Annotated in this window: 9 protein-coding genes; 7 read left to right on the top strand and 2 right to left on the bottom strand. The window is 57.3% G+C overall.

The genetic code is table 11. The features are described from left to right. Positions 1–228: winged helix-turn-helix domain-containing protein (locus AC1D2P_RS15230; RefSeq protein ID WP_477811487.1), on the bottom strand; the 228-nt coding region annotated here is incomplete at its 3' end. Positions 229–588: 360 nt separating this feature from the next. On the opposite strand from AC1D2P_RS15230, the gene mhpA reads away from it, so the two are divergent. After that, a complete protein-coding gene (gene mhpA / locus AC1D2P_RS15225) occupies positions 589–2247 on the top strand; it encodes a bifunctional 3-(3-hydroxy-phenyl)propionate/3-hydroxycinnamic acid hydroxylase MhpA (protein WP_109784735.1) in 1659 nt (552 codons plus the stop codon). 2 nt (positions 2248–2249) lie between these two features. Continuing rightward, the gene (locus tag AC1D2P_RS15220) at positions 2250–2897 is read left to right on the top strand and encodes a TetR/AcrR family transcriptional regulator (protein ID WP_046027405.1); all 648 of its coding nucleotides are present in this window, start codon (positions 2250–2252) and stop codon (positions 2895–2897) included. On the opposite strand, the gene AC1D2P_RS15215 is transcribed toward AC1D2P_RS15220, so the two are convergent. Further along, positions 2886–4151: an NADH:flavin oxidoreductase/NADH oxidase family protein gene (locus tag AC1D2P_RS15215; RefSeq protein WP_258668332.1), complete on the bottom strand. Its 1266-nt coding sequence runs from the start codon at positions 4149–4151 to the stop codon at positions 2886–2888. The two genes, AC1D2P_RS15220 and AC1D2P_RS15215, sit on opposite strands and share 12 nt — an antisense overlap. A 229-nt stretch (positions 4152–4380) precedes the next feature. Here AC1D2P_RS15215 and AC1D2P_RS15210 point away from each other — a divergent pair, with 229 nt between their 5' ends. From AC1D2P_RS15210 to AC1D2P_RS15190, 5 genes are all read left to right on the top strand, one after another. Beyond that, the gene (locus tag AC1D2P_RS15210) at positions 4381–4995 is read left to right on the top strand and encodes a TetR/AcrR family transcriptional regulator (protein WP_046027403.1); all 615 of its coding nucleotides are present in this window, start codon (positions 4381–4383) and stop codon (positions 4993–4995) included. A gap of 85 nt (positions 4996–5080) precedes the next feature. After that, positions 5081–6172, top strand: a complete 1092-nt coding sequence (locus tag AC1D2P_RS15205) for a VOC family protein (RefSeq protein WP_046027402.1) — start codon at positions 5081–5083, stop codon at positions 6170–6172. 175 nt (positions 6173–6347) lie between these two features. Then, positions 6348–7304 (top strand): fumarylacetoacetate hydrolase family protein, encoded by a 957-nt coding sequence (locus AC1D2P_RS15200; protein ID WP_109784738.1) that lies wholly within the window; start codon positions 6348–6350, stop codon positions 7302–7304. Continuing rightward, a complete protein-coding gene (locus AC1D2P_RS15195; protein ID WP_477757288.1) occupies positions 7304–9205 on the top strand; it encodes an acyl-CoA synthetase in 1902 nt (633 codons plus the stop codon). The genes AC1D2P_RS15200 and AC1D2P_RS15195 overlap by 1 nt, the downstream gene beginning before the upstream one ends. Positions 9206–9368: 163 nt before the next feature. Next, positions 9369–10688, top strand: coding sequence for an outer membrane protein transport protein (locus AC1D2P_RS15190; RefSeq protein WP_477757289.1), 1320 nt, complete (start codon positions 9369–9371; stop codon positions 10686–10688). The last annotated feature ends 14 nt before the right edge of the window (positions 10689–10702 follow it).

Genomic DNA, 10702 nt, shown 5'->3' with positions numbered 1-10702 from the left:
CTTCAGGACAGAATCGCTGACAAACCGATGCCCCCACACGGCATCCAGCAAGGCGTCTTTGGATACCAACGACCCCGGCTGGCGGGCGAGCACGCATAACAACAGAAAGGGGGTCGGCGCCAACGCCACCGCTTGCCCATCACGCAACAGGCAAGCGTTAGTCTCGTTGAGTTCGAACTCGCCAAAGTCAAGCAGGGCAGGGGACGGATGGGGCTGCGGACGCGCCACGGTTGATTCCTAAAGACTTGAAACAGGGTAGTGCGTTGAAGTTTCGCACGGGATTCAGCGTTGAAAAAAATGTTCCTGCCGTCCTGGTCCATTGCTGACATGACAACGCTGATCGGCTCTGAAGCCAAGCGTCGTCGGTCGGAAACTGGCACACGTGCAACTTCACGCCACGCGCCTTAACGCGGCCACTGACGCCTTTATCTCAGCTCGTCCGGTCGGTCACATCACGGTTTTTCAATGATCTCAAAAATTAATGACAAAAACATCAATATTGAAATATCTCTCAATATTGCATACCTTGAGTCTGCCTGACGATGAGACCTGCGCGCCTCACGACTTCAATCACAACAAGGGCTCGAAATGAACAACAACAAGAAAGATTCCGAATTGCCTCCCTCCGCCGTTGACGTGCTGGTCGTCGGATACGGTCCGGTTGGTGCAACAATCGCGGCGCTGCTCGGCCGCTACGGGGTTACGACCCTGGTGCTGGATAAGCTCCATGAAATCGTACTGATGCCTCGTGCCATTGCCCTGGACAACGAGGCGCTACGCATCCTGCAACTCGCAGGTTTGTCGGAAGACGCTTTCGAGAAGATCGTCATCCCTGAAGTGAAGATGCACTCACCGGTACTCGGGCAATTCGGTCGAGCCAATACCGAGGGGTGTATCGACGGCCATCCCAAGCTTGTGACGTTCTATCAACCCGACCTCGAACGAGCGATGCGTGGCCAGGTTTCCCGGCTGAAATCAGTGACCAGCCTGGGTGGTTTCGAGCTGGAGAGTCTGGTCGAAGAAGCGCAGGGCGTGGTCGCCACCGTACGGGATCAAAATGGGCACTCGCATACTGTCCGCGCCCAGTACCTGATCGGTGCGGACGGCGCCAGTTCCAGGGTCAGAGCGCTGATTGGTCAGGAGTTCGAAGGACAGACCTATGCGGAGGATTGGCTGATTGTCGACGTCAAGAACCGGCATAAGTCAGCGATTGATCACATTGAGTTTCTTTGTAATCCGCTGCGCCCAACGCCGCACATGCCGGCACCCGGCGGCAGGGAGCGTTGGGAGTTCATGCTGCAATCCGGCGAGTCCCGGGAAGAGCTGGAAAGCCCGGAAAGCATAGCCCGGCTGATCGCGCCATGGATCAACCCGCAAGAACTGGAAATCGAGCGCAAGGCGGTGTATCGATTCCACGCTCGCTGCTGCAACAGATTCAGCCAGGGGCGCGTTTTTCTCGCCGGCGACGCCGCGCACATCACGCCCCCTTTTGTCGGGCAAGGTCTCGTCGCGGGACTTCGGGATGGCTCCAACCTTGCCTGGAAACTGGCTTGGGTCCTTCGCGGCCATGCCACGCCTGCAATACTTGAGACCTATGACGTAGAACGCCGTCCCCACGCCCAGGCGATGATCAATCTGGCGAAACTCATGGGGCGCCTGGTGATGCCCAAGAACAAGATCGCCGCATTCTTTATCCACGGCCTGATGCGTACGCTGGCGTTGACTCCCGCTACCAGGAGGTACTTCGAACAGTTGGACATCAAGCCGAAGAACACCTTCAAGCACGGCCTGTTCGTACAGCATCGCCGGGGCGATAAACTGGTGCGCGGCAGCTTGTTTCCCCAGACCTGGATACGCAACCTGCAAAAGCAGATCAAACTGAGCGACGATGCGCTTGGAGACAACCTGACCCTGGTTGGATTCGGTGTTGACCCGTTGTCACTGCTGACCCCTGATCAGATCGTTTCCTGGGAAAAAATGGGAGGTCACTTTTTAGAGGTCAGAGCTCGCGGCCAACGCTCCGGCGGCAGCTGTGACTTCATCGAAGACATGAACCATGAGATCCTGCCGCTGGCTGCCAAGGGAACGCTCGTCGCGGTTCGCCCCGACCGTATCATCATGCACCACGCCCCTGGCGCAGAGGCAGGCAATCTCCTTCAGGACTGCAGGCGCTTGCTGGCCGGCAAAGACGCCACTCCGGACAGCGTTTCCATTACCATCAACCAGCCCATTAGATTGCGAGCTTGATAATGCATTCCCCCACTCTTCCTTTAGAATCTGACGCGCCAGAACCTCTAACGAGAGGTCACAAGAAACGTGAGCGCACCCGTCGCGGTCTCGTGGACGCGGCATTACGCCTTATCGCACGTAAGGAAGTGGGGGAGATCGCATTGCTCGAGGTCGCCGCGGAAGCAGCGGTATCCAACGGCACCATCTACAATTATTTTCGAACTCGCGACGAGGTATTGGAGGCGGTGGGCATCGCCATGGCCGCCGAGTTCTCCGATGCCATTTCCGCCATGAGCAGGGACGTGCACTGCGGCGCACAGAGGCTTTCGATCGGCGTGCGCATGTTTGTATGCCGGGCCGCGGCCGACCAGCAATGGGCGAATGCGCTGCTGCGCATTATCCATTTCGACCAGGCAATGCGCTCGCGTCTGGCTGACCATGTACTGGGCGATCTGCGTGAGGGACAGCGAGCGGGCACGTTTGCATACGAGGACGAAGGGGTCGCCCTGGATATTGTCTTGTCGTGCACAACCGGAGCCATGCGCTCGGTTGTCGAGGGGCGGGCAGTGGCTGAGCACGATCTGCGGGTTGCCGAAATGGTTCTCCAGGCTCTGGGCGTCACGCCTGCCAGAGCCAGGAAGATTGCCGGCAAGCCGCTACCGGTCTGAACGGATGTCATCCTTTTGCCAGGCTTGATCAATCCATCGCCGATAGCTCTTCGCCTGGCGACGAGCCTTCAACTGATTGCCGATCAACGCCATGAGTGGCGACGTCGCGGGGTTTGTCCGTTTTCCTTGGCTCAGCAAGCCGAGTTGCTTCTTGATCACCGACGCCACGGCAAGMGACGCCAACGTCTTGTTCTTCCATCGGACGACGATGGGCTCCACTTTAATGTCGCGACCCGCCATCCACTGTTTCGGCAGGGCTGGCTCGATTGCTAACGCAGTAGCAAGTCCGACCATCGACACCGAACCGCTCACCACTCGCTCGGCGACCTCCTTTCTACGCACGCCGCCGGTGACCATCAGCGGCATGCACGCTATTTCTCCTATTTTCTCCGCGAACTCAAGAAAATAGGCTTCTCGCGCCAAGCGGCTGCCATCGCGGGTCTGTCCCTGCATGGCCGGGCTTTCGTAGCTGCCACCCGACAATTCGACCAGGTCGACCGCCTTCTCGTTAAGCATTTCCACCACGCGAGCCGCGTCCTCGGCATTGAACCCGCCACGCTGAAAGTCCGCGGAGTTGAGCTTCACGGCGACGCAAAAGATCGGTGCCACTCGCTGACGTATTGCGTCGATGGTTTTCAATACAATTTGCGCGCGGTTTTCCAGGCTACCGCCCCAGCGGTCTTCGCGCCGATTGGTCAAGGGCGAAAGGAATTGGCTGAACAGGTAGCCATGCGCTGCATGAACCTCCACGCCGGTGAATCCGGCGCGCTCGGCCAGCACCGCCGCTTGGGTATAGCGCTCGATCAGTTCTTCGATCTCCTGCTCCTCTAAAGCCCTGGGCGGCACAAACGCTTTTGAAAGTCCGGGGATATCGACCGCCACTGCGGAAGGCCCCCTTGCCGATTGCCCCATTGAAGCCAACAGCTGCCGTCCGGGATGATTGATTTGCATCCAGGCCTGGGCCCCACGGCTGCGGCAAGCCTCGGCCCAAAGCTTGAATTTGCCCAGGTTCCGATCATCCTCAAGCACTACACCAGCGGGGCCGGTCAAGGCGTGACGGTCAACCATGACGTTGCCGGTGATGATCAGACCGGCACCACCCTCCGCCCAACTCCGATAGAGCTTGACCAGCGCTTCCCCTGGAGCGTGATCCTCATTGGCAAGGTTCTCCTCCATGGCAGCCTTGGCGATCCGGTTTGGAATCACCGTGCCGTTGGGCAATCGAAGCGGTTTGAAGAGATTTGAGCCGGTCATGTTCTGTCCTTCAGCTGATAAAGAGTCAGTCAACATAATTGAACATGCGTGTTCAGTTGTGTCAATGTGCAGCACTTTTTCTGACCCGCCATCATCGATCAAGACAATCGGATTATATAGGTTTAAGCCCATTATTCAGACAGAGAAACCAACATGCTAAAAAATATGGTTGACGTAAAATGAACACGAGTGTTCAATCAACCCATAAGGTAATCCTGGAGAGAGAACCRTGGAATCCCTGAATCCAACACAACGCCGCATTCATCAAGCCGCCTTTCGCCTGTTCGCTGAAAAAGGCACCTCACAAGTGAATATTCTCGACCTCGCACAAGAGGCAGGCGTGGCGCGCGGAACGGTCTATAGCAACATCGACAGCATGGAAAGCCTGTTCGAGGCGGTTGCCAGTCATCTCGCGAGGGAGATGCATGAACGCGTCAACAAGAGCTTCAATTCCCTCACGGATCCTGCTCATCGCCTGGCCAATGGCATTCGATTCTTCATTCGCCGAGCGCACGAAGACTCCCAGTGGGGCGCGTTCATCCATAAATTTGCCATGAGCAATTCTGCGTTGCGCGAAATGTTCAGCAGCCAGGCGACCAGGGATCTCCTGAGCGGGCTTACCACTGGGCGCTACACGTTTGCGCAGGAGCAATTGCTCTCGGTACTGACGCTGATATCGAGCAGCGTACTCGGCTCGATTTTCCTGGTACTGGAAGGTCACCGGACGTGGCGCGAGGCGGGCTCTGATACCGCCGAGCTGGTACTGCGGGCATTGGGTGTGCCGTCAGAGGAGGCGCGTGCGTTGGCGACCATGGAGTTGCCGGCACTTTCATCTCTCGACTAAATCCGTAACTGACTTGACTGGATAAACCCCTGGATTTTCAGGGGTTCGGGACAGCTTTGCCCTAAAAAACCGGAAAACAAGAACAATGAACAATAAAATCGAATTGCATCGGTTGGCGACGCAACAGCCCGCCCGGCATCCTCAGCCGACGGTCAAGGCCCGGGATCTGACGCACCTGATCTTCCAGCGGCCGGACTTGGATGAGGCGGCGCGGTTCCTGACTGACTTCGGCCTGGCGGTAAGTCGGCAGGAGGCCGATACGCTCTATATGCGGGCCACTGACGCCACTGCATATTGTTACCGTGTCCAACGGGCCGAACATGCACGTTTCATCGGGTTCGGACTTGCCGTGCAGTCTCTGGACGAACTGGAAAAGCTCACTCGAATCCCGGGTGCGTCATCGGTCGAGAAATCGGAACATCCTGGTAAAGGGTATTACGTCAGACTGACGGATCCTTCTGGGTTCATTGTGGAAGCCGTCTGCGACCAGACGCCATGCAAGACGCTGGCCCATAGAACTCCTCTCAACTGGAATCTGGCGACGGAACAACCGCGAATCAACGCCACGCAGCGCCCGCCGATTGCTCCCCCTGAAGTCCTCAAGCTTGGCCACATCGTCATTGAAGTGGCCGACTATCAAGCAACCTGTGCCTGGTATACGCAGCATTTCGGGTTTATTCCCAGCGATGTGCAGGTACTTCCCGATGGCACGCCTATCGTCACTTTCATGCGCCTTGATCTCGGTGACATTCCCGCGGATCACCACACGCTCGCGATTGCGCAAGGGTTCATGGCTACCTACAGCCATAGCGCCTATGAAGTCGTCGATGCAGACGCCGTGGGCATGGGGCAGCGCGTTTTACGCGACCGCGGCTGGGAGCACTCATGGGGTATCGGCCGACACATTCTGGGCAGTCAGATCTTCGATTACTGGCAAGACCCTTGGGGTGACAAGCACGAGCACTACTGCGACGGGGATCTTTTCACGGCCACTCGGCCTACGGGCATTCATCCGGTCAGCCCCGAGGCAATGGCGCAGTGGGGGCAGCGCATGCCCAAGAGTTTTACCAAACCCAAGATGAGCCTGGCCAATCTGCTACTGCTGATCCGCAACCTGCGACGCAGCCCGGACCTGACCATTCGAAAGTTGGTAACACTCATGCGGATGTTCGGGTAGAGCTGTCGCCATGTCAGGCCGTTCAATCAGATATGGCCGGCGCGATGTGCTCAAAGCCGGCGCTGTGATCGCCGGCGTCTCGATGGTTTACAGCGTTACCAGCCCGCCCTCAGAACAACACCAGAATTCTCGTGCCATCGAGCACGGGGAAAACACCGCTCCAGGAGTGCCTTCAATGTCTGCAGTACACGTAGTCCGCTTTGAATTTCAGAATGGTATCCATTGGGGCGTGCTACGCCAGGGCCGTATCACAGTTGTTCCCGGTGTCTTTGAAACCACCGGCGACTTCATTCGCCAGAACAGTATCGACGACCTCGCTCAACTGAAAGGTTCGGAGTTGGAGGAGGGTGAAGTAAAACTGCTGTCTCCGGTAACCCGTAACCAGCAGTTCGTCTGCCAGGGTGCCAATTACCGCCAGCACATGATCGAGTCGGGCATGGACCCGGATGCGAAGAAATTCAATATGATCTTCACCAAGGCGACGAGTTGCCTGGTGGCGGCTGACAGCGACCTCATCAAACCGCGCCACGTGCGCTTCCTTGACTACGAGATCGAACTGGGTCTTGTGATGAAGCGCTCAATCACCGGCGCTATTGCTGTCACAGACGCCAATCTGCATGAGTTCATAGCAGGCGTCGTCATTGTCAACGACTACTCGGCTCGTGACATTCAGATTCCCCAGATGCAGTTTTACAAAGGCAAGAGCTACCGCACTTTCGGCCCGGTCGGCCCGTACCTCTGCCTTCTGGATGCCAAGAGCATGCATTACCTGAAAGCACTGCAGCTACGCCTGACAGTCAACGACCAGGTGCGACAGAACGACAGCACGGCCAATCTGGTTTACGGCCCCGCTGAAACCTTGACTGAACTCTCCGCCTTGCAAGATCTCGCCGTTGGAGACCTGATCGCCACCGGTACGCCTGCCGGCTGTGCCCTGACGATCCCTTCGCCTGCCAAAATGCGCATTGCAGCCCTGCTGCCCGAAGCCACCAAGTGGAAGCTTTTCCTCAAGGCGCAGGAAGGCCGGACGCAGTATCTCAAGGTCGGTGACGTGGTCGAGGCGCGCATTCGCAGCGCCGACGGTGTGATCGACCTCGGCGTACAACGCAACCGCGTCGTGGGGGAAGCCTGATGGTAGTGCAGACCCTGGATGACATCGAAAGCCTCGAACGCGTCCCCTTGTCGGAGCGTGGCCTGGCTAGCAGCACTTATGAAGTTCTGCGTCAGGCGGCCGAGCGCTCCCCCGAGGCACCAGCGCTCAGTTTCTTCGCCGATGCCGCCGATTTCAAACGCACCTACAAGTGGAACTACTCCCATCTTTTCGCGGATATCACCCGCGCGGCAAATGCCTTCCATGACCTGGGCATAAAACCGGGCGAGGTGATTGCCTTCATCCTGCCCAACCTGCCGGAAACCCACTTCACTCTATGGGGCGGGGAGGCGGCGGGGATTGCCATGGCGATCAATCCTCTGCTTGAAGCCAAGCAGTTGGCTGGCTTGTTGAATGCCGCGAAGGCATCCGTGGTGGTGACGCTCGCGCCGATGGCGGGCAGTGACCTGTGGCCCAAATTGGCGTCGCAGCTGAATCAGTTGCCCACGGTCAAGTCTGTTGTCTGGGTCAGCATGGAGCCCTATGTCGCGCAACCTGTACGTGGAGCTCTGAAAGCCGTGGCGCTGAAGGAACGAGACTTACACAGCGGCATCGCGATCCACGATTGGCAATCGCTGATGAACACTCAGCCGCACACACACCTGAAGAGCGGTCGACAAATTCGTCAGGATGAGTGCGCCTCCTACATCTGTACGGGCGGCACTACCGGGCTCCCCAAGATCGCCGCGCGTACTCATGGCTCGGAAGTATTCAACGCATGGGCCGTAGCGGCTCACTTGCAGCCACGCAGTGGTGGCCAGGTTGTTTTTTGTGGCCTGCCGCTGTTTCATGTCAATGGCCAGCTGGTGACTGGGCTGATGCCTTGGACTCAAGGCGACCATGTGATCCTCGGGACGCCTCAGGGGTATCGGGGCGAGGGGGTGATCCCACGATTCTGGGAGATGGTCGAGCACTTCGGCATCAACCTCTTTTCCGGCGTGCCAACTGTCTATGCCGCACTTCTGCAAAATGAATGGCAGGGCCGGGATCTGTCCAGTCTTCGCTTTGCCATGTGTGGCGCCGCACCGATGCCGGCTGAGCTTTTCCGGGAGTTCGAGCGCCGCACCGGGGTGAGGATCCTTGAAGGTTACGGTCTTACCGAGGGTGCCTGCGTCTCTTCAATCAATCCACCCCATGGCGAGCGCCATATCGGCTCCATCGGGATGCGGATCGCCTACCAGAATATGCGCGCGGTCCTGCTCAATGATTCGGGAGAGTACCTGCGCGACGCCAACGTGGATGAGATCGGCCTCATCACGATCAGTGGTCCGAACCTCTTCGAGGGTTATCTGGAGGAGCGTCATAATCAGGGCCTCTGGATCGATATCGACGGTCAGCGCTGGCTGAATACAGGCGATCTGGGTCGCCAGGATGCGCAAGGTTACTTCTGGCTGACCGGACGCAAGAAGGAACTGATCATCCGTGGTGGCCACAACATCGATCCCAAGCAAATCGAGGAGGCTCTTCAGACGCATCCCGCCGTCGCCTTGGCCGCTGCAATCGGCAGCCCCGATGCCTACTCGGGCGAGGTGCCGGTTGCGTACGTTCAACTACGCCCCGGACAAGTGTGCAACGCCGAAGAGCTCCAGATATTCGCACATCACAACATCAGCGAGCGGGCAGCAGTTCCCAAGCGCATTGAAATCCTCAACGCGCTGCCACTGACGGCCGTGGGCAAGATATTCAAGCCGGCTTTGCAGCAGCGGGAGATTGCCAAAGTAGTCCTGCAGGAAGTCGAACGTCTGGGGCTTTCGGATATTGCTGTTGAAGTCGTGCAGGACAATCGTCGTGGGCAGGTTGCCTGCGTCAGGGCCGGCACTGGCCAGGAAGTCTTGGCTCCGCTTTTGGGGCGTTACAGCTTTCAAGTCGAGTGGATTAATTGAGTTCCTGATTCGCAGTCTGTAAGTCCAGCAGTCATTCCCTGGCGCTGTTCAGCCAGGGTGTTTTACACACCATCGATCAACTCCAGCCGGCACTGAGAAGTGCACAGGACGGCGAAGCCTTGCCTGCGTGCAATCAACAAAAACAATAAACAAGAGGTGGAAAATGAAACTGAATAGCCGCGTGATCCCGTGTCTCTCTGCTCAGCGTAAGTGTGCTGTCTGGATTAAATTCAGCAGCGCCATCGCACTACTCAGTGCCTCCACTATTGCCAGCGCCAATGGCATTGCCTTAAACGAACAAAGTGCAAGCAGTGCGGGAACTGCTTATGCGGGAAGGTCATCTTCCGCGCTGGACGCCAGCACCATCTATGGAAATCCCGCAGGTTTGACCAAGTTGAAGCGCACTGAGATTTCCGGTGGTGCGGCGGTCGTTTCGGTGAGCGACGACATCAGTGATGCACAGAGCAGTGCCACAGGAACGAATAAAGGGGACTCCGTGCCGTTGGGAGTTGTGCCCTTCGCTTATATGTCGACGCCACTTGACGATCGTTTTTCGATTGGCCTGGGTCTCTATGCTCCGAGTGGTCTGATCAATGATTACGAGAGCACTTTTCAGGGCCGCTACCATGGTTCCTATAGCACGACAAAGGAGATTACCCTTCAGCCCACCATTGCCTGGCGGATCAATGATTACGTGTCCATTGGTGGCGGACCGACCATAAACCACTTCAATGCAAAGCTTCAAAACTACCTGGCCACCGGCGCCCTGAACAACGGCGAGGACACACTGGTCACCATCAAAGGCGATGACACAGCACTCGGCTACAACGTAGGCATCTTGGTTGACTTTACTGAGGCAACCCGTTGGGGGATCAACTATCACTCGAAGGTGGACTATGAACTCGAAGGGCATACTGAGGTTTCTGGCTCCCCGAGCGTGATCCCTCTGGACGGAAAGTATGACAACAAGATTGACCTCACTATGCCCGAATCCGTGGACACGTCTATCACCCATCATTTCAATAGTCGCTGGACGGGCTATCTGGGGACCACTTGGAAACGTTGGAGCCGGATCCAGAAGGTCGAGGCAATCAACGGCGGTCTTTCCCCCGTGGGTCAGGCGGCTGGCCTGGGAAGTGTGATCGAAGAAATGAACTGGCGCGACACGTGGAGCACTGCAGTTGGCGCCTCCTATCAATTGAACCAACAATGGCTGTTGCGCGCAGGCTACGCCTATGACCCGTCGCCAATCAGAAATGCCGATCGCAGCGTGCGCATTCCGGTTGGGAATCGCCAAGCCGTGACTTTGGGGGGGGCTTACTCACCGAATTCCGATCTGACGATAGACTTCGCTTATGGTTATCTCTGGGATTCCAAAGTTTCCGTAAAGCAACCGAACAACTCCGGTGTTCAACCTGAATACAGTGCCAACTACGACAACAGTGCGAATGGAGTTTCAGTGCAGGCTACCTATCGGTACTAAGCGACCTGACCTAA

The organism is Pseudomonas sp. P1_F1_2 (genome assembly GCF_056405815.1).
This window is presented reverse-complemented; position numbering and strand designations above follow the sequence as displayed.